The sequence below is a fragment of the Lysobacter sp. A286 genome (assembly GCF_054052105.1).
The window spans coordinates 33,256-51,105 of sequence record NZ_JBSVRJ010000005.1 but is presented as its reverse complement, the minus strand read 5'-3'; the positions used below and the strand labels follow the sequence as shown (position 1 = coordinate 51,105).

The 17,850-nt window shown below is 66.4% G+C and carries 17 protein-coding genes; 11 read left to right on the top strand and 6 right to left on the bottom strand.

Features of this window, described 5'->3' with window-relative positions; translation table 11 throughout:
- Positions 1–142: 142 nt before the first annotated feature.
- The 5 genes from ACW7G0_RS13550 to ACW7G0_RS13530 all read right to left on the bottom strand — a co-directional run bounded on the left by ACW7G0_RS13550 (position 143) and on the right by ACW7G0_RS13530 (position 5,269).
- Positions 143–1,975: a DUF885 domain-containing protein gene (locus tag ACW7G0_RS13550; RefSeq protein WP_456990419.1), complete on the bottom strand. Its 1,833-nt coding sequence runs from the start codon at positions 1,973–1,975 to the stop codon at positions 143–145.
- A gap of 104 nt (positions 1,976–2,079) precedes the next feature.
- Positions 2,080–3,057, bottom strand: coding sequence for a ParB/RepB/Spo0J family partition protein (locus ACW7G0_RS13545; protein ID WP_456990417.1), 978 nt, complete (start codon positions 3,055–3,057; stop codon positions 2,080–2,082).
- A complete protein-coding gene (locus ACW7G0_RS13540) occupies positions 3,054–3,881 on the bottom strand; it encodes a ParA family protein (protein WP_456990415.1) in 828 nt (275 codons plus the stop codon). The genes ACW7G0_RS13545 and ACW7G0_RS13540 overlap by 4 nt, the downstream gene beginning before the upstream one ends.
- A 60-nt stretch (positions 3,882–3,941) precedes the next feature.
- On the bottom strand, positions 3,942–4,643 hold the full coding sequence (gene rsmG, locus ACW7G0_RS13535; protein WP_456990413.1) for a 16S rRNA (guanine(527)-N(7))-methyltransferase RsmG: 702 nt from the start codon (positions 4,641–4,643) through the stop codon (positions 3,942–3,944).
- Positions 4,644–4,681: 38 nt separating this feature from the next.
- On the bottom strand, positions 4,682–5,269 hold the full coding sequence (locus ACW7G0_RS13530) for a 4'-phosphopantetheinyl transferase family protein (protein WP_456990412.1): 588 nt from the start codon (positions 5,267–5,269) through the stop codon (positions 4,682–4,684).
- Positions 5,270–5,346: 77 nt separating this feature from the next.
- Between ACW7G0_RS13530 and ACW7G0_RS13525 the strand changes: the two genes are divergently transcribed.
- Positions 5,347–6,708: an AMP-binding protein gene (locus tag ACW7G0_RS13525; protein ID WP_456990411.1), complete on the top strand. Its 1,362-nt coding sequence runs from the start codon at positions 5,347–5,349 to the stop codon at positions 6,706–6,708.
- A gap of 99 nt (positions 6,709–6,807) precedes the next feature.
- Positions 6,808–7,077, top strand: coding sequence for a GlsB/YeaQ/YmgE family stress response membrane protein (locus ACW7G0_RS13520; RefSeq protein ID WP_456963064.1), 270 nt, complete (start codon positions 6,808–6,810; stop codon positions 7,075–7,077).
- A 101-nt stretch (positions 7,078–7,178) separates the two neighbouring features.
- On the opposite strand, the gene xth is transcribed toward ACW7G0_RS13520, so the two are convergent.
- A complete protein-coding gene (gene xth / locus ACW7G0_RS13515) occupies positions 7,179–7,967 on the bottom strand; it encodes an exodeoxyribonuclease III (protein ID WP_456990409.1) in 789 nt (262 codons plus the stop codon).
- Between the two features lie 165 nt (positions 7,968–8,132).
- Between xth and ACW7G0_RS13510 the strand changes: the two genes are divergently transcribed.
- The 9 genes from ACW7G0_RS13510 to ACW7G0_RS13470 all read left to right on the top strand — a co-directional run bounded on the left by ACW7G0_RS13510 (position 8,133) and on the right by ACW7G0_RS13470 (position 17,836).
- Positions 8,133–9,065 carry an alpha/beta fold hydrolase gene (locus ACW7G0_RS13510; protein WP_456990407.1) on the top strand — a complete coding sequence of 311 codons (933 nt, stop codon included), beginning with the start codon at positions 8,133–8,135 and terminating at the stop codon, positions 9,063–9,065.
- A 27-nt stretch (positions 9,066–9,092) separates the two neighbouring features.
- On the top strand, positions 9,093–10,751 hold the full coding sequence (oleC, locus tag ACW7G0_RS13505) for an olefin beta-lactone synthetase (RefSeq protein ID WP_456990405.1): 1,659 nt from the start codon (positions 9,093–9,095) through the stop codon (positions 10,749–10,751).
- Between the two features lie 76 nt (positions 10,752–10,827).
- Positions 10,828–11,856 (top strand): 2-alkyl-3-oxoalkanoate reductase, encoded by a 1,029-nt coding sequence (gene oleD / locus ACW7G0_RS13500; RefSeq protein ID WP_456990403.1) that lies wholly within the window; start codon positions 10,828–10,830, stop codon positions 11,854–11,856.
- Positions 11,857–11,865: 9 nt separating this feature from the next.
- A complete protein-coding gene (locus ACW7G0_RS13495; protein WP_456990402.1) occupies positions 11,866–12,576 on the top strand; it encodes a ubiquinone biosynthesis accessory factor UbiJ in 711 nt (236 codons plus the stop codon).
- A complete protein-coding gene (gene ubiB / locus ACW7G0_RS13490) occupies positions 12,573–14,270 on the top strand; it encodes a ubiquinone biosynthesis regulatory protein kinase UbiB (protein WP_456990400.1) in 1,698 nt (565 codons plus the stop codon). Before ACW7G0_RS13495 ends, ubiB begins: the two co-directional genes overlap by 4 nt.
- Positions 14,246–15,049: a pseudouridine synthase gene (locus ACW7G0_RS13485; protein ID WP_456990398.1), complete on the top strand. Its 804-nt coding sequence runs from the start codon at positions 14,246–14,248 to the stop codon at positions 15,047–15,049. Before ubiB ends, ACW7G0_RS13485 begins: the two co-directional genes overlap by 25 nt.
- Before the next feature lie 9 nt (positions 15,050–15,058).
- Positions 15,059–15,481, top strand: coding sequence for an alternative ribosome rescue aminoacyl-tRNA hydrolase ArfB (arfB, locus tag ACW7G0_RS13480; protein ID WP_456962869.1), 423 nt, complete (start codon positions 15,059–15,061; stop codon positions 15,479–15,481).
- A 96-nt stretch (positions 15,482–15,577) separates the two neighbouring features.
- Positions 15,578–16,198, top strand: coding sequence for a 1-acyl-sn-glycerol-3-phosphate acyltransferase (locus tag ACW7G0_RS13475; protein WP_456990396.1), 621 nt, complete (start codon positions 15,578–15,580; stop codon positions 16,196–16,198).
- Between the two features lie 195 nt (positions 16,199–16,393).
- Entirely contained in the window at positions 16,394–17,836 is a 1,443-nt protein-coding gene (locus tag ACW7G0_RS13470) for a glycosyltransferase family 2 protein (protein ID WP_456990394.1), read from the top strand.
- Positions 17,837–17,850: the final 14 nt, after the last annotated feature.

Sequence of the window (17,850 nt, the reverse complement as noted above, 5' to 3'; positions counted from 1 at the left end):
TGGGGGGGGTGGGTTCTTGGTGTGGTGTCTGTTTTTGTGTGTTGTTTCCTCCTCCTTCCCCCCCCCCCCCCGCCGCGGACATCCATGTCCGCTATACGCAGGCCCCACACCGGACACCGCGCCGGCGCTTTGGGTGGCGCGGTCAGGTGCTGGTCGTTTCCGTTTTTTCGGGTTGAGTGGCTTCGGCCGCGCGGGATTGCTCGATGAACTCGTGTACCTGGGTTTCCAGCACCGGTAGTGGCACCGAGCCCAGCGCCAGCACCATGTCGTGGAAGGCCTTGATGTCGAATTGGTTGCCCAGTGCTTTCTCGGCCTCGCCGCGCAGGCGGACGATCGCCAGTTCGCCCAGCTTGTAGCTCAGCGCCTGGCCGGGCCATGAGATGTAGCGGTCGACCTCGGTGGTGATCTCGTGCTCGCTCAGCGCGGTGCGGTCGCGCAGGTAGGCCAGGGCCTGGTCGCGGGTCCAGCCTTGGGCATGCACGCCGGTGTCGATCACCAGTCGCGCCGCGCGCCACATCTCGTAGGTCAGTCGGCCGAAATGTTCGTAGGGGGTCTGGTAGATGCCCATTTCCTCGCCCAGTTTTTCCACGTACAGCCCCCAGCCTTCGCCAAAGGCGGAGATGTAGGTGTTGCGGCGGAAGTCGGGCAGGGCGGTTTGCTCCTCTGCCAGTGCGCCCTGCAGGGCGTGACCGGGTGAGGCTTCGTGCAGGGTCAGGGCCGGCAGGTTGTAAAGCGCGCGCGAGGGCAGATCGTAGGTGTTGAGCCAGTAGGTGCCGTTGCCACCGCGACCGCTGGTCCAGAACGGCGCGATGTCTTCCGGTACCGGGATGATGGTGAAGCGGCCGCGCGGCAGGGTGCCGATGTACTGGCCGACGACGCCGTCGATGCGCTTGGCGATCCAGGCGGCGCGATTGAGCAGTTCCTGCGGGGTCTTGGCGTAGAACTGCGGGTCGGTGCGCAGGAACTCCAGGAACTCGGCAAAGCTGCCTTCGAAGCCGACCTGCTCGATGATTGCATCCATCTGGGTCTGGATCCGGGCGACTTCATCCAGGCCTATCTGGTGGATTTCATCGGGGGTGAGATCCAGGGTCGTGTACTTGCGGATCTGCTGGCGATAGAACGCTTCGCCATCGGGAAACTCGGAGGCGCCCAGGGTAGTGCGTGCGCGCGGCACGTACTCCTCGCGGAAGAAAGCCAGCAACTGGCCGTAGGCGGGGATCAGCTGTTCACCGATCGCGGCACGCGCGGCTTCGCGCAGCCTGGCTTGCTCGGCGGCAGGGATGGCGTCGGGGAGCTTCTCCAAGGGCTCGTAGAAGCTGGACTGGGTCGGGTCGTCGAGTTCGGCGATCGCGGCGATCGAGACATCGCGCCCGTCCAGCACGATCCGCGGCACACTGAAGCCTCGATCCAGCCCGGCGCGCATGTTGGCGATCTGCTGGTCAAAGTAGCGCGGCACGTCGGCCAGACGCTCGATGTAGGCCCGGTAGTCTTCCGAGGTATGCATCGGGCGCCGGGTCATGAAGCCCAGGTTGGACCAGAACGAGGAGTCCGAGTTGAACGGCATTTCGTAGCTGCGGAACCGGACCTCCGCGGCGAGGTTCTCGATCTGGGGGCGATACACCGCCAGGTTGATACGGTTGTCTGCCGACAGTGCTTCCGGATCGATCGCGTCAAGTTCGGCCAGCACTCCCTCCCAGACCTTCAACCGCGCGGTCTGGCTGGCCGCGTCGACCGATGGAAGCTGGTGCTGGTTGGCGCCGTCACTGTCCTCGTCGGCGCTGCCGAATTGTTTCTGCCGCCAGGTCCATTCGCGCTCGTGGATTGCCTGGAAACGCGCGTCAGCCGCGGAGGCTTCGGTGGCTGGCTCGGCGCCGAGCGTGGTGGCCGTCGCCCCGGTAGCTGCCGGTCCGGCGTGGGCGGGCACGGCGGCAAGCGCCAGGTGGGCGGCGAGGAGGGCGGGGAGCAGTAGGTTCACGGCGGCTACGGATACGGGAAGGTTCCTGATCTTCGCATTCGCGCTCGATGCCTGCCCACGGGCCAAAAGTACCGGGCTGACGGCGCCGGTCGGGTCCGTCGGTGTTACTCGCCGCGGCCGCGCAGCTTCTCCAGCACCCCGTCGAGTGAATCCAGGTCGCTGTAATGAATCACCAGACGACCCTTGCCGCCGCGACCGTGCAGGACGTTGACCTTGGTGTTGAGCGACTCCGACAGCTCACGCTCCAGGGTCACGATGTCGGCCTGTGGGCGCGTCTTGGCCGGGCGTGCGCGCTTGCCTTCGGGAACCTTGCCCAACGCGTACTGCTGGACGCGATGTTCCACCTCACGCACCGACCAGCCGTGCTCGGCGGCATCGCTGGCAAGTTTGCTGGCCAGGTCCGGCGACAGGGTCAGCAGCGCGCGCGCGTGCCCCATCTCCAGTTGCCGGGCCTCGACCAGTGCGCGGATCGCCGGCGGCAGTTCCAGCAGCCGCAGCAGATTGGAGACCGATGCGCGTGAACGCCCCACGGCGCCGGCGGCCTCGGCGTGGGTGAGGTCGAACTCGTCAATCAGCCGCTGCAGCGCGGAGGCCTCTTCCAGCGGATTGAGATCCTCGCGCTGGATGTTCTCGATCAGGGCCATCGCGACGACGGTGCGATCGTCCACTTCGCGCACCACGACCGGGATCTCGTCCAGTCCCGCCAGTCGGGAGGCGCGCCAGCGACGCTCGCCGGCGATGATCTCGTAGGTCTTGCCGCCGTGCTCGCGGGTTTCGCGCGCGACAATCGGCTGGATCACGCCCTGGGCGCGGATCGACTCCGCCAACTCCTCCAGCTTGTCCTGGTCCCAGTGCTTGCGCGGTTGGTACTTGCCCGGCGCGAGAGCATCCACGGGCAGGTAGCGCAAGGTATCGCCGATGCCGGCTTCCAGCACGGTGGCTCCGGCCTTCGGGCCAAGCAGGGCCTCCAGTCCGCGACCCAGACCACGCTTCTTTGCGGAAGCCCCTTTGCTTGCCGCGGCCTTGGCGGCCGGCTCATTGGCGGCGGCTTGCTTGCCGGGCTCGCCCTTTACGGCACTCATGCGGCGGTCTCCGTGGTTGGTGGCGTGATCCCCGACTGCGCTTGTTTGACCGCCCGGCTGCGCTCGCGCTGGCGGCGCAATACTTCCCCGGCCAGGCCAAGGTAGGCAATCCCGCCACGGCTCGCACCGTCGTAGCCGACGATGCTCTGGCCATGGCTGGGGGCCTCGGCCAGGCGTACGTTGCGTGGGACGATGGTGCGGAACACCTGGTCGCCGAAATGAGTGGTCAGCTCGGCCGAGACCGCATTGGCCAGGTTGTTGCGCACATCGAACATGGTTCGCAATACACCCTCGATTTCCAGTTGCGGGTTGAGGTTGCCGCGGATCGCCTCGATGGTATCCATCAGCGCGCTGATGCCTTCCAGCGCGTAGTACTCGCACTGCATCGGCACGATCACCGAATCAGCGGCGGTCAGCGCGTTGAGCGTCAACAAGGACAATGCCGGAGGGCAGTCGATCAGGACGAAGTCGTAGTTGTCGGCAATCGGCGCCAGTGCCAGCTTCAGTTGTTGCTCGCGTGCATCGGTGGTCATCAGCCGCAGCTCGGCTGCCGTCAGGTCGATGTTGCCCGGCAGCAGGTCGAAGTCTTCCTGGGTGCGCACGATCGCGGTGGCGGCGGTGTCCTCGCCCAGCAGCACCTCGCAGATCGACGTTTCCAGCTCGCGTTTGTCTACTCCGCTACCGGTGGTGGCGTTGCCCTGCGGGTCCAGGTCAACCAGCAACACCTTCTGCGGCGTGCGCGCCAATGCGGCGGCCAGGTTGACGGCGGTGGTGGTCTTGCCAACCCCACCTTTCTGATTGGCGACGGCGATGATGCGGGCCATGCGGCTCGTCCCCTGGCTCAAGGTTGCAAAGGCGGCGCGAGGCGCCGGTCGGACTGGGGATTATGCCCGCCTCGGCGGTTGCCTGCCGAGGGCGTGGCTTCGTCCCACGATGACCAGGTGGCGCTCGGCGTCCAGGCCCGGGACCGACAGCGGATGCGACGCACTCAAGGCCCAGCCCGGTGGCAATTCGGCGATCTCCTGCGCGGGATACACGCCCTTCATTGCCAGCAGGCAGCCGTCGGGTGTGAGCAGATGGCCGCCGAGCTGGAGGATCAACGGCAGCGTCGCCAGCGCGCGGGCGGTAATCGCGTCGAAGGCGCCGGGCCGATCCAGCGCCTCGATCCGCGATTCGACCACTTGCACGTCCCGCAGGCCCAGCTTGCGCACCACCTCGCGCATGAACCGGCACTTCTTGCCATTGCTCTCCACCAACGTGACTCGCAGGCCGGGCTTGGCGATGGCCAACGGGATGCCAGGCAGGCCGGCACCGGTACCCAGGTCGGCCAATGCCCCGCCCGCCCCGGCGATATCGTCCAGATACGCGTGCATCGCCAGCGAATCGAGCAGGTGTTTGTCGACCATTTCCAGCGGGTCGCGCACGGCCGTGAGGTTGTAGGTCTGGTTCCAGCGGGCCAGCAGGTCCAGGTAGTCCAGTAGCGGCGCGGCCAGGCCGCGATCCAGGGCGAGGGCCTCCAGGCCCGCGTGCAGGCGGGCTTGCAGGCGCTCGGAGGTCGCCGCGGCGGGGAAGGTTGGGCTAATCATCGTCGGAGAGTATGACGGCCGTAGGCGGTTGGTAACCGTCACATCGGCGGCCAGTGGTCACGCCAGGCAAGCATTGCGGTGTAGCCAGGGGCGGGTGACAGTTCACGCAGGCTCCACTGTGAGGGGCGTCCCAGTGCCGGGTCACAGGTGGCCAGTTGCAGCCCGGCCGCGGTGTCCGTAAACGCGAGCCGGTCCAGGCCGAATGCCAGACCGCGCCCGTGCGCCTTCAGGACCGCCTCTTTCGCACACCATAAACGCACGAAGTTGTGCTCACGCACCGCGGGGTCCAGGTGGTCGAGCCATTGAGCCTCCTCCGCGCTGAAGAAGCGCCGGGCCAGCAACTGCGCGCGCGGGCGTGGGCGTTGCCACTCCAGGTCGACGCCGACCCGGCGGCCTTCCGCAAGTGCGGCCAGCAGGCCTTCACCGCTGTGGCTCCAGTTGCAGTCCCAGCGGTCGAACGGTGCACCGAGCATGGGGCGCCCATATGGCGTGCGTTCGATCCGCAGGTCTGCCGCTGGATAGTGGAGTTGTTCCGATAGCCATTTCCGCACGACCGGCTCGGCCGCCTGTTTCCGTGGAAGCGGCAGCCAGATCCAGCGAGGTGTGGGGGGATCGGACAGGAACATGAACTCGCTGTTGATCTGACCATGGTCGGTCAGCGTAAGCTAATGCAAGGGGAGCGGCGTTGCCGCAGGATTGGCCTATGTCTGCGGTTATCGATAATTCTGCCAATGAAATCATCCCGCCGGACGCGTCGGCCATGGTTGCCGGTGCGCCTGATCGGGTGATCGCGTTCAATGCCGATGGCGTGATTTCGCTGGCGACGTTCCAGCGTGAAGTGTGCGCCGTGGCCGCGAGCTTGCCGTCGGCCCCGTATGTGATCAACCTGTGCGAGGACCGTTACCGCTTCCTGGTCGCTTTCTGCGCCGCCGTGATGCGTGGGCAGACCACCTTGCTGCCGTCGTCGCGTGCGCGGGCGGTGATCGAGGATGCGCAGTCGCGGTATCCGGGCAGTTACTGCATTGGCGACAGTACCTGCGATCCGGTGTGGCCCGGCGTCCAACTGCTGCCCGACAGGCTTCCCCAACTGGATGGGGCGTTGCCGGCGATAAGAGAGCAGGCATTGGTCGCGATCGGCTTCAGCTCCGGCAGTACCGGCCAGCCCACCGCGACGGCCAAGCGTTGGGGTTCGTTCCAGGCCAGCACCGCGCAGAACCTGGCCGCGCTGGTCGGACTGCTTGATCAGGATGGCGTTACGCCCCTGGTCGCAACGGTGCCGCCGCAACATATGTACGGAATGGAGATGTCCGTGCTGCTGCCGCTGCTCGGCCCGGTTGCCATGCATTCGGCGCGCCCGTTCTTCCCGGGCGACGTGGCGCAGGCACTGGCCGACGCCGCCACGCCCCCCCTGCTGGTAACCAGTCCGGTGCACCTGCGCATCGTGCTGGACTCCGGGATCAAGCTGCCACGGCTGTGCGGAGTTGTGTCGTCCACCGCACCTCTGCCAGTTGAGTTGGCTGCAGCCGCCGAGAAGCGCTTTGGCTGTGAAGTGCGCGAACTGTTCGGCTCAACCGAGACCTGTGTGATTGCCCGTCGCCGCACCGCGGTGGAAAGCGCCTGGACGCCGTTGCCCGGCGTGCGCCTGGAGCCGCGGCCCGACGGTACGGCGGTGCATGCGCCGCACCTTGCACAGCCGGTAATGCTGGCTGACCTGGTCGAGTTGTATCCGGAAGGTTGCTTCCAACTGCGTGGACGCAACGCCGACCTGCTGGAAATCGCCGGCAAGCGTGCCTCGTTGGGCGACTTGAATCGAAAGTTGCTCGCCGTGCCCGGAGTCGTGGATGGGGTGATGGTGCAGCTGGATGCCGCGGACGATGTCGGCGTGCGCCGGATCGCCGCACTGGTGGTTGCCCCGGGACAGGACGAGGCGACCATCCTGCTCGCATTGCGTGGACAGATGGATCCGGTGTTCCTGCCGCGCCGCCTGCGCTGTGTTGACTGCCTGCCACGCAACGACACCGGCAAGTTGCCACGCGATGCGGTGTTGGCTCTGCTGACCGGTTGAGACCTGCTGACGCCTTCATCACGCCGCCCTATACAGACTGGACTCGCCCCCAAGCAGGGGAGCATTTAACCCTCTGAATGGACAGGAGAGACAAACATGATGGGCATTATTATCTGGTTGATTGTAGGCGGCATCATCGGTTGGATCGCCAGCATGATCATGAAGACCGACGGTCAACAGGGGATCTTTCTCAATATCATCGTCGGCATCGTCGGCGCGTTCCTGGGTGGCTGGCTGGCCGGTGTCCTGGGTATTGCCGGCGGCAGCATCGGTGATGGGATCAGCATCCCCAGCATCCTGATTTCCCTGGTGGGCGCGGTGGTCCTGCTGGCGATCGTGAACCTGTTCCGTCGCGGTCGTCCACGCTGATAGCCGAGCGGATGGCTCGATACAGGCCGTGATCGTGACGGTGATACGCAAATGCCCGGCGCACGCCGGGCATTTGTCGTTTGGCGGGTACTCGCGGCCGGCTACCCGGCGCCGTCCATCGCTGGGGTGATTTCCACCCACGCCGGCGCATGGTCACTCGGTCGCTCCCACGTGCGCGGCTCGCGGTCCACGCCGGCGGCCACGCAGCGCGGCTTCAACGCATCCGACACCAGAGTCAGGTCGATCCGCAACCCGAGGTCGCGGCGGAATCCCGCCTGTCGGTAGTCCCACCAGCTGAATACCCCGGCATCGTCGTGGTGGAGCCGGTAGGCATCATGCAAGCCGAGCGCCAGCAACCCTTGCAGCGCGTTGCGCTCGGCGGCCGAGGTCAGGATGTGGGTCCCGTCCCACACCGCCGGGTCGTGCACGTCGCGGTCGTCCGGCGCGATGTTGAAATCGCCCAGCACCACCATCTGAGGATACGCCTGCAACTCGGCGGCGATCCATGCCTGTACCGCCGCCAGCCATCGCAGCTTGTAGGCGTACTTGTCGGTACCCACGTCCTGGCCATTGACGACATACAGGTTGATGATGCGCACGCCGTCGACGGTCGCTGCAATCACCCGCTTCTGCTCATCGTCGAATCCGGGGATGCCGATCTGCACATCGGTTGCCGGTTGGCGCGACACGATGGCCACGCCGTTGTAGGTTTTCTGGCCACTGAAAACGCTGCGATAGCCGAGTGCCGCCAGGGCGGTGTCGGGGAAGCGATCGTCAGTGAGCTTGGTCTCCTGCAGCCCGACCACATCGGGCTTGGCCGCAGCGAGCCATTGCTCCAGGTGCGGCAAGCGTACGTTGAGCGAATTGACGTTCCAGCTGGCGATATTCATGCGGCCAGTCTAGCCGGCACGGCCGGTTCCATCATCCGCGCCAATGCCTGCTACTAGCGGACGCTTACTCGTGATGCGATTTTCCGCGACGTCACATCAAGGCTTGCCGTGCGTTGCGCGAGCGGCGAGGCGACAATGGCGGTCCCAGTCGCCGTTCCCTTTCCAATGACGCCAACGCACCTGCCTGACTACCCTTTCACGCCGCAGCGTTTCAATGTTCGCCCCGGCATCGCGATGAGCTACCTCGACGAGGGCCCGCGTGATGATGGGGGCGCGGCGCCGGAGGTGATCGTCATGCTGCACGGCAATCCGTCGTGGAGCTTCTACTGGCGGCATCTGGTGGCCGGGCTGTCGGACCGCTACCGCTGTATCGTGCCGGACCACGTCGGCATGGGGTTGTCGGACAAGCCCGACGATGCGCCGGGGGCGTCGCCGCGCTACGACTACACGTTGCAGTCGCGGATTGATGATGTCGAGGCGCTGCTGACGCACCTGGGCATTTCCGGACCGGTCACGCTGGCGGTGCACGACTGGGGCGGGATGATCGGCTTTGGCTGGGCGTTGCGGCACATGCCGCAGGTCAAGCGACTGGTGGTGTTGAATACCGCGGCGTTTCCGTTACCTTCGGCCAAGCCGATGCCGTGGCGGTTGTCGCTGGGTCGGGACTCGAAGCTCGGCGGGTGGCTGATCCGCAGGTTCAACCTGTTCGCGCGCGGTGCGGCGTGGATGGGGACGCGACGGTCGCTGCCGGCGGACGTGCGCCGCGGTTACATCGCGCCGTACAACGGGTGGGTCAATGCGATCAGCACGCTGCGCTTCATGCAGGACATTCCGCTGGGCGAGGGCGATGCGGCGTGGCCGTTGGTGGTCGAGGCGGGGCGGCGGTTGCCGGAGTATGCGGACCGACCAGCGTTTATCGGTTGGGGGTTGCGCGACTTCGTGTTCGACAAGCACTTCTTGAAGGGCTTCACCGAAGCGCTGCCGCAGGCGCAGGTGCAAGCGTTCGAGGATGCGGGGCATTACGTGCTGGAGGACAAGCACGAGGTACTGGTGCCGGCGATACGCCAGTTCCTGGATACCCATCCGTTGGCGGATTGATTGCCGGGCGACGCCTACAATCGGGGCATGACGGATTCGTGCAACATCGCGGCGGCGTTGCCGCGGCTGGCCGCCGAGCAACCCGACCGGGTCGCGATGCGTTGCCCGGGTTCGCGTGGGCCGGATGGGTTGGCGCGGTATGACGTCAGCCTGACCTACGCCGAGCTCGACACGCGCAGCGATGCCATCGCGGCCGGGCTGGCGTTGCGCGGCGTGGTGCGCGGCAGCCGTACGGTGGTCATGGTGCGGCCGTCGCCGGAGTTCTTCCTGTTGATGTTCGCGTTGTTCAAGGCCGGCGCGGTGCCGGTGCTGGTGGATCCGGGCATCGACAAGCGCGCGCTGAAACAGTGCCTGGCCGAGTCCGAGCCGCAGGCGTTCATCGGAATTCCGTTGGCGCATGTCGGGCGGAAGCTGCTGGGCTGGGCGAGGTCGGTGCGGGTCACCATCACCACCGGCAAGCGCGCCTGGCTGAGTGAGGCAACGCTGGATCAGGTCGAAAAGGAGGGCGCCAACCGTGTCGGTGCGTTGGCCCTGTTCGCGCCACTGGCCGCGACTGCTCCCGATGACGTCGCGGCGATCCTGTTCACCAGTGGCTCGACCGGAGTCCCGAAGGGCGTGGTCTACCGGCATCGGCATTTCATCGCCCAGGTTGACATGCTGCGCGACGCATTCGGCATCGTGCCCGGCGGCGTCAACCTGGCGACCTTTCCGCCGTTTGCCTTGTTCGACCCCGCGCTGGGGGTGACGTCGATCATTCCGGACATGGACCCGACCCGGCCGGCCAACGCGGACCCGCGCAAGCTGTGTGATGCGATCGCACGTTTCGGCGTCGACCAGTTGTTCGGGTCGCCGGCCTTGATGGCAGTGCTGGCCCGGCATGGACAAAAGCTGCCGACGTTGCAACGGGTGATGTCGGCCGGTGCGCCGGTGCCGGCCCATCTGGTGGCCAAGCTGCAACGCCTGCTGCCCGCGGACGCGTGTTTTTGGACTCCCTACGGCGCGACCGAGTGCTTGCCGGTGGCGATGATCGAGGGCCGTGAGCTGGAGACAACCGGCGTGGCCACTGCGGCCGGCGCCGGCACCTGTGTCGGCCGGCCGGTAGCGCCGAACGTGGTACGGATCATCCGCATCACCGACGAGGCGATCAGCGAATGGTCGGACGCGCTGTGCGTGCCGGCCGGAGAGGTGGGCGAGATCACCGTGGCGGGGCCGACCACGACCGACAGCTACTTCCATCGTGTCCTGCAGACCCGACTGGCCAAGATCCACGAGGAAGCGGCAACGCGCACCGTCCATCGCATGGGGGATCTCGGCTATCTGGATGCCGATGGCAGGTTGTGGTTCTGCGGCCGCAAGTCCGATCGGCTGCAGACCACGGCCGGGCAGCTGTATACCGAGCAGGTCGAGCCGGTGTTCAACTCCCACCCGGAGGTACGTCGCACCGCGCTGGTCGGGATCGGCGAGGCGGGCGCGAGCCAACCGGTGCTCTGCGTGGAGTTGGCGCCGGGGGTCAACGCGACGCAATGGCCCCGGGTCGAGCGCGAACTGCGCGCCCAGGCGGCTCTCCATCCGCACACCGCCGGCATCGCCCGATTCCTGCGCCACCCGGGGTTTCCGGTCGATATCCGTCACAACGCGAAGATCGGGCGACCGGCCCTGGCACGGTGGGCCGCCGGCAAGCGTTAGCGGTCTGCTCAACCTCTCGTGTTCAACCTCGCGGGCAAGCCCGTGCAGCCCGGCGCCAGTGTCGTACGATGGGCGAATGAAAATCCTGGTGACCGGTGGCGGTGGTTTCCTTGGCCAGGCGTTGTGCCGCGGCTTGCGTGATCGCGGACACGACGTGGTCAGTTTCAACCGCGGCCTGTACCCCGAACTCGACGAGCTGGGGGTCAGGCAGATCCAGGGCGACCTTGCCTCGCCCAATGCGGTCATCCATGCCGCGAAAGGTTGCGAGGCGATCTTCCACAACGCCGCCAAGGCCGGTGCATGGGGGCCCTACGAGGACTACTACCGCGCCAACGTGCTCGGCACCCGGCATGTGCTCGATGCCTGCCGGGCCCGTGGCATCCAGCGCCTGGTCTATACCTCAAGCCCGAGCGTGACCCACCGGGCAACCCATCCGGTGGAAGGTGGCAGCGCGGAAACCGTGCCCTACGGCGAGCACTTCAAGGCACCGTATGCCGCAACCAAGGCGATCGCCGAGAAGGATGTGCTGGACGCGAGCGACGCATCGCTGGCTACGGTGGCGCTGCGGCCACGGCTGATCTGGGGCGTGGGTGACAACCAGCTGCTGCCGCGCTTGGTCGAGCGCGCTCGCGCCGGCCGGTTACGCCTGGTTGGCGACGGCAACAACCTGGTCGATACCACCTATATAGACAACGCCGCGCAGGCTCATTTCGATGCCTTCGAGCATCTTGAGCCCGGTGCCGCGTGCGCCGGACGGGCGTACTTCATCAGCAACGATGAGCCCCGGACCATGCGCGAGACGGTCAATGGGCTGCTCGCCGCGGTGGGTGCGCCGCTGGTGGACAAGACCCTGCCGTTTGGCCTGGCTTATGCGATCGGAGCCACCTGCGAAGGTTTGTGGCGAGCCCTGCCGCTGGAGGGCGAGCCACCGATGACGCGTTTTCTTGCCGAGCAACTGGCGACCACGCATTGGTACGACATGGGTCCGGCTCGGCGCGACTTTGGCTACCGGCCATCGGTGAGCTTCGACGAAGGGCTCGCGCGCGTTGCCGCCGCGTATTCCGGCTCCAGCCATGACCACGGCGGGACTGGCCAAGCCCAGTAGAATGCGCGAATGACCGAGCCATCACACCCGCCCAGCCCATCGCCCCTGGGCGCACTCAAGCCCGCGGCCGGGCGTGCGCTGGAGGCCGCGCTCAACCGTGCGTTGGCGCTTGATCCCGAGACCCGTGGCAGCCTGCGTGCGCTGGATGGTCGGCGGGTCGCGCTGCGCTTGACCTCCCCGCCGCTGGCGCTGCAGGTTCGCGTCAATGGTGAGCGACTTGAAGTCGGGCCGATTGATGGTGAGTCCGAGCCGGACCTGTCGGTGCGCAGCACCCTGGGCGGACTGATTTCGCAGCTGCCTTTCCTGCGCAACGACGACGCACCGCCGGTCGGAAAATTACGGATCGAGGGCGATGCCGATCTCGCGCGGCGGCTGCAGCGACTGGCCGAGCGGTTCGACCCGGACTGGCAGCGGCCCTTCGCAAAGGTGTTCGGGGACGTGTTGGGGGTACAGATCGCGAACGCGTTGGCGGCCGGATTGCGCCACGCACAGGTGGTGGCCGGGCAGCTCGCCGGCAGTGCGGCCGAGTTCGTCACAGAGGAATCGCGCGACGTGGTGCCACGCGCTGAGCTCAATGCCTTCCATGACGACGTGGATGGTTTGCGCGATGACGTGGAACGGATTGCCGCGCGCATAGCCCGGTTGCACACCAGCGCGCTGGGCAGCAGTGCATCGAAGCGTCCTGCGGGTAGCGGATCGGCCGGGGACGCAACGCAATGAAGTCCTTTTTCCGCGCCTGGCGGATTGGCCGGGTGTTGCTGCGCCATCGCCTCGACGACCTGCTGGATGGCACCGCGGCGGAGCGTTGGCTGAAGCTGGCGCGCCCGTTCGTGCCGCGTGCGCCTGCGTCGATCGCCATGCAGTCACGCGGTGCCCGGTTGCGGCTGGCGCTGCAGGAGCTCGGCCCGATCTTCGTCAAGTTCGGCCAGATACTGTCCACCCGTCGCGACCTGGTGCCGCCGGACATCGCCACCGAGTTGGCCTTGCTGCAAGACCGGGTTGCGCCGTTCGATGGCGAGCTCGCGCGCGCCATTGTCGAAGAGGCATTGGGCCGCCCGGTCACCGAGGCATTCGCGCGCTTCGATGTCACCCCGCTGGCGTCGGCATCGATTGCCCAGGTCCACGCGGCGACGTTGCCGTCGCCTGACACCACCCCCGGTCGCGAAGTCGTGGTCAAGGTGCTGCGGCCCGATGTCGAGGCGCAGATTGCCGCCGACATCCGGCTGCTGCGCGCGCTGGCCGGCGTGGTCGAGCGCACCCATCCGCGCGCCGGGATGATCCGCCCGCGCGAGATCGTCGCCGAGATCGAGAACACCCTGGCCGCGGAGCTCGACCTGGAGCGTGAGGGTGCCAATGCCAGCGTGCTGCGGCGCTTCTGGACCAAGCCGGACGGCACCCCCAGCGACGACCTGTACGTGCCCGAGGTGATCTGGTCGCACACGGCCGGCCGCGCGCTGACCCTGGAGCGCGTGCATGGCATCCCGTCCGACGACATCGAGGCGCTGGACGCAGCCGGCATCAATCGCCCCGCGCTGGCGGCCAAGGGCGTGCGGGTGTTCTACACCCAAGTGTTCCGCGACAACTTCTTCCACGCCGATGCGCACGCCGGCAATATCTGGGTCGATATCGACCCCGCGCGCAAGGCGAACCCGCGCTTCATCGCGCTGGATTTCGGGATCATGGGTCAGCTCTCGGATGAAGATCAGTACTACCTCGCCGAGAACTTCATGGCGATCTTCAACCGCGATTACCGCCGCATCGCCGAGCTGCACCTGCGCGCTGGCTGGATGCCCGCCAACAGCCGCGTAGACGAGCTGGAGGCCGCGGTACGCGCGGTGTGCGAGCCGTACTTCACCCGGCCGCTGAGCGAGATCTCGCTGGCCGAAGTGCTGGTCAAGCTGTTCCGCACCGCGCAGCGGCACGAGCTGACCCTGCAACCGCAACTGATCCTGCTGCAGAAGACCCTGCTCAACATCGAGGGCGTTGGCCGACAGCTGGATCCGAAGATCGACATCTGGGGCGTGGCCAAGCCGGTGCTGCAAAAAATTCTGGTTGCCCGTTACAGCCCCAGGCGTTTGTTGGGCGAGTTCCGCAAGCGCCTGCCGGAGCTGGTCACCCACGCTCCGGAAATGCCGCGACTGCTGCACACCTGGCTGACCCAGCAGATCGAAGGCAAGCATGAGCTGAAGATGCGCTCGCAGGATCTGGCCGAGTTGAGCCGCAGCGTTCGCGATGCGCAAAAACATACCGTCGCGGCGATCCTTGGCAGTGGCCTGCTGATCGTGGCGGCGGTGCTGTATGGGCTGGAGGCGAGCGGGCCGACGCTATGGTCGATCCCGGTCGCGTCCTGGGTCGCCGGCGTGGCTGGACTGGTCGCGATGCTGATGGCGTGGCCACGGCGTCCACGACGGTGACCGGTGGGTTCATCGACGGTGACGTAGCGGACAGCGTGCCGGTCGCGTCCGCACTCGCGCTGGACGTGCTGTATTGCGACGAGCACCTGGCCGTGGTCAACAAACCGGCCGGGCTGATGGTGCACGACAGCGCCTTGGCGCGCGGCGAGACCGACTTCGCCGCCGATCGCCTGCGCGAGCAATTTGGCCGTAAGGTGTTCCTCGTCCATCGCCTGGACCGCGCCACCAGTGGTTGTCTGCTGCTGGCGTTTGATCGCGACAGTGCCTCGGTGCTGGGCAAGGCGGTGATGGCGGGCGCAATCGAGAAGGACTACTGGGCGGTCTGCCGGGGATGGCCAGACGGCGACTTCCAGGTGGATCACCCGCTTGACGGGGGGCCGGGAAAGCCGGTGAAAAAAGACGCGACGACCCGCTTCGGGCTGCTGGCAAAAACCGAGTGCGACTGGCCTTCCAGTGGCTTTGCGTCCTCGCGCTACGCGCTGCTACGCGCGCAGCCGCAGACCGGTCGTTTCCGCCAGATCCGTCGTCACCTCAAGCACATGTCGCACCACCTCATTGGCGACACCAGTCATGGTGATGGGCGCCACAACCGGGCGTTTCGGATGATCGGCGTGCACCGGATGTTGCTGCATGCCCGGCGGCTGGCATTTGCACACCCGGATTCGGGGGAAGTAGTGCAGGTGACCGCGCCGGTCGACCCGCCGTTCGGAAAGGTGTTGGGGCTGTTCCAGACGCTTCCGGACGAGTGCCGGACCGGACCCGAGCACCATGGCGTTTAGACTCACTGCATGGTCGAGATCGGCAGCATCGTGATTCCCGAGTCCGAACTGGTCGAGCGTTTCGTGCGTTCGGCCGGTCCGGGCGGGCAGAACGTGAACAAGGTCGCGACTGCGGTCGAGCTGCGCTTCGACATCGTCAACTCGCCCTCGTTGCCCGAGCCGGTGCGCGAACGCCTGCTGGCGCGCCGGGATCGCCGGATTACCCTGGACGGCGTGCTGGTATTGAATGCCCAGCGGTTTCGCACCCAGGATCGCAACCGCGAGGATGCGCGTGAGCGCCTGGCGGCGTTCGTCAGTCACGGGCTGCAGCCGCCCAAGAAGCGTGTGGCAACCAAACCGACCCGGGGATCGAAGGAGCGACGGCTGGCAGGCAAGCGCGAGCGCAGTACGATCAAGCAGGGACGGGGGCGATCACGGCAGGAGTGGGACTGACGGGTTTTCCGGTCGGTGGCCGGAGATCATCTCGCGGCGAGTTGAAGACGGGTGACGGAAACATGGGTAACTAGAACACGGGGAAATATCCAACCGATGCGTCGACCAGACCATGCTCCTGCTGCAGACATCGTGCCGGCGTTGCCACCCAGCGTGCCGCGGACGAAACCAAGTCCTTTCAAGCGTTGGCTGGGCCGTAGCGTATTGCGTCTGGGCGGCTGGCGGATGCTGGGGGAGTTCCCCGATCTGCCCAAGGTGGTCCTGATCGGTGCACCACATTCGTCCAATTGGGACGGGATCTGGGGGTTTGCGGCCAAGTTGGCGCTCGGGCTGGACATCAAGATCCTGGGCAAGGACTCGTTGTTCCGGCTGCCATTGCTGGGCTTCGTCCTGACCGGGCTTGGTGTGATCCCGGTCAATCGCAGCGCCGCCAGCGGGGTGGTCGGGCAAGTGGTCGAAATGCTGGAGCGGGCCGACCGGTTCTGGATCGGCCTCGCGCCGGAGGGGACCCGAAAGCCGGTGGAGCATTGGCGGACCGGCTTCTGGAAGATTGCCCATGCGGCCCAGGTGCCGGTACTTCCGGTGTACTTCCACTATCCCGACAAGGTGCTGGTGGTGGCCGCTCCCATCAGCTTGAGCGACGACATGAGCGCCGACATCGCGCGCATCCGACAGTGGTATCGCGGCGTGTCGCGGGGCAAGCATCACGACGCCTGAGGCGGTCTCCGGCACGTGGGTGCCGGGTTGGCATGGTAATTGCGTTTGTCTCTGTCTGGGGTGGTATTTCCCAACAAACGAACCAGTTGGCCGTCCAGATCACGGCCGCGGAGTGCCGCAATGCGCCGTGTCGATGCTGTCTTCCGTCTTGCCCGTGTCACGAGATCCCGACTGTGGATCGGGCGGCGCTGAGCCATGGCCTGTGTGCCCTGGTTCGTGATCGGCCCGAGCACCTGGCTGGCGGTGTCCGGTTATTGGCGCGCGGCCGATCCGACCGTGCCGGCACCGGCCGAGGATTGGCGTCGGGCGATCGTGGACGTCGTCATTCCGGTTTGCCGCAATCAGGACACGATCGCCCATTGCCTGGCGTCATTGCTGCGCCAGACCCGTCTCCCACGGCGCGTGGTGCTGGTCGATGATGCCGGGGTTGATCGTGATCACACCATCCAGTTTGCGCGGGAGTTCGCACGCGCGAACGGGATCGATCTGCAGATCGTGGTGCGGGCGTGGTCTATCGGCCGGGCCGCGACGTTGAAGTGGCAGGCGCGCCAGTTCACCGGGGACGTGATGTGCGTGCTCGATGCCGATACGGTGCTCGAATCGCCGGACTACATCGAACGTTGTGTCCGTGAGCTGTACCAGGGCGTGGGTATTGCCAGTGCCTGCGGGAGCGTCAGGCCGTTGCGGCATGACGACCGTGCCGCGCTGGCAACCACGACGCCGTTCCGGTGCTGGCTGGGCGAGGACGGGTATCGGGACCCGTGCGCCCATTGGCCGGTTTACCGGCGTTGGTGGCACGCGCTCGGCGTGGCATATCACGAGCACCTCGCGCAGATCCAGCAAGAGGTTATCGACCGCGGGCTGATGCGCAGCCAGGGCGGCATCGCATGCGCCACTGGTGGCGCGGTGGTCTATCGGCGCCGCTACCTGGAGGATCTGTTCGACCGCTATGAGCCGATCCGTGGCGATGACCTGACTGCCGTTGAGGATCAGTTCATTGCCTTGGCGCTGGTCACCGAGGGCTATCGCAATATCCGGATCGCCGATGTCGTAGCGCGCACCCAGTATCCCGAGCTACAGCACCTCCCACGCCGGTGCTGGCAAGCGAGTATCGGGCTGCTCCAGTGCGGACACTACTTCGATGTATTGCTGCGCAGTCCGCTGCGCGTTGCTCAACGATGGATGCAAAGGCGGGGGAAATCACCGTCAAGCGTGAGCAGCCAAGACCCGGGGACCGAGCTCCGCCGGGTGCGCGAGGCGTATCGGCAACCATTCGGTGAGCGCCTGACCGGCCAATTGGGACGGCCCGCCGGCACCACGCTGGTGTTGATGGCGCTGGAGCAGCTTGGGTATCCGACGCTGTTGTACGCGCTGATGTTGACCGGGCACTGGAGCCTGTTGGCCAGCGTGGTGGGGCTGGAGGTGGGTGCAACGCTCTTGCTGGCCTGGAGATTCTCGGGCCCCCACCGTTGGCTCGCCGTGGGACGGGCCGCGTTTGTCGCGCCGCTGCGTTATGCACTGGTGCTGACCGCGCCATGGGCCATGGCGTGGTTTGCCGCCCGGCTATGGATGTGGGGTCGCTACCGCTGGTTCGTGCGTCGTCAGGTGGACGGCGTCCGGCTCCGGCGTGGTCGCTGATGCAGCCGAGGACG

Excerpts from the sequence above, each read along its gene's own strand:
- ACW7G0_RS13545 (WP_456990417.1), bottom strand. The coding sequence starts at position 3,057 with ATGAGTGCCGTAAAGGGCGAGCCCGGCAAGCAAGCCGCCGCCAATGAG.
- ACW7G0_RS13540 (WP_456990415.1), bottom strand. The coding sequence starts at position 3,881 with ATGGCCCGCATCATCGCCGTCGCCAATCAGAAAGGTGGGGTTGGCAAG.
- rsmG (WP_456990413.1), bottom strand. The coding sequence starts at position 4,643 with ATGATTAGCCCAACCTTCCCCGCCGCGGCGACCTCCGAGCGCCTGCAA.
- ACW7G0_RS13530 (WP_456990412.1), bottom strand. The coding sequence starts at position 5,269 with ATGTTCCTGTCCGATCCCCCCACACCTCGCTGGATCTGGCTGCCGCTT.
- ACW7G0_RS13525 (WP_456990411.1), top strand. The coding sequence starts at position 5,347 with ATGTCTGCGGTTATCGATAATTCTGCCAATGAAATCATCCCGCCGGAC.
- ACW7G0_RS13520 (WP_456963064.1), top strand. The coding sequence starts at position 6,808 with ATGGGCATTATTATCTGGTTGATTGTAGGCGGCATCATCGGTTGGATC.
- xth (WP_456990409.1), bottom strand. The coding sequence starts at position 7,967 with ATGAATATCGCCAGCTGGAACGTCAATTCGCTCAACGTACGCTTGCCG.
- ACW7G0_RS13510 (WP_456990407.1), top strand. The coding sequence starts at position 8,133 with ATGACGCCAACGCACCTGCCTGACTACCCTTTCACGCCGCAGCGTTTC.
- oleC (WP_456990405.1), top strand. The coding sequence starts at position 9,093 with ATGACGGATTCGTGCAACATCGCGGCGGCGTTGCCGCGGCTGGCCGCC.
- oleD (WP_456990403.1), top strand. The coding sequence starts at position 10,828 with ATGAAAATCCTGGTGACCGGTGGCGGTGGTTTCCTTGGCCAGGCGTTG.
- ACW7G0_RS13495 (WP_456990402.1), top strand. The coding sequence starts at position 11,866 with ATGACCGAGCCATCACACCCGCCCAGCCCATCGCCCCTGGGCGCACTC.
- ubiB (WP_456990400.1), top strand. The coding sequence starts at position 12,573 with ATGAAGTCCTTTTTCCGCGCCTGGCGGATTGGCCGGGTGTTGCTGCGC.
- arfB (WP_456962869.1), top strand. The coding sequence starts at position 15,059 with ATGGTCGAGATCGGCAGCATCGTGATTCCCGAGTCCGAACTGGTCGAG.
- ACW7G0_RS13475 (WP_456990396.1), top strand. The coding sequence starts at position 15,578 with ATGCGTCGACCAGACCATGCTCCTGCTGCAGACATCGTGCCGGCGTTG.
- ACW7G0_RS13470 (WP_456990394.1), top strand. The coding sequence starts at position 16,394 with ATGGCCTGTGTGCCCTGGTTCGTGATCGGCCCGAGCACCTGGCTGGCG.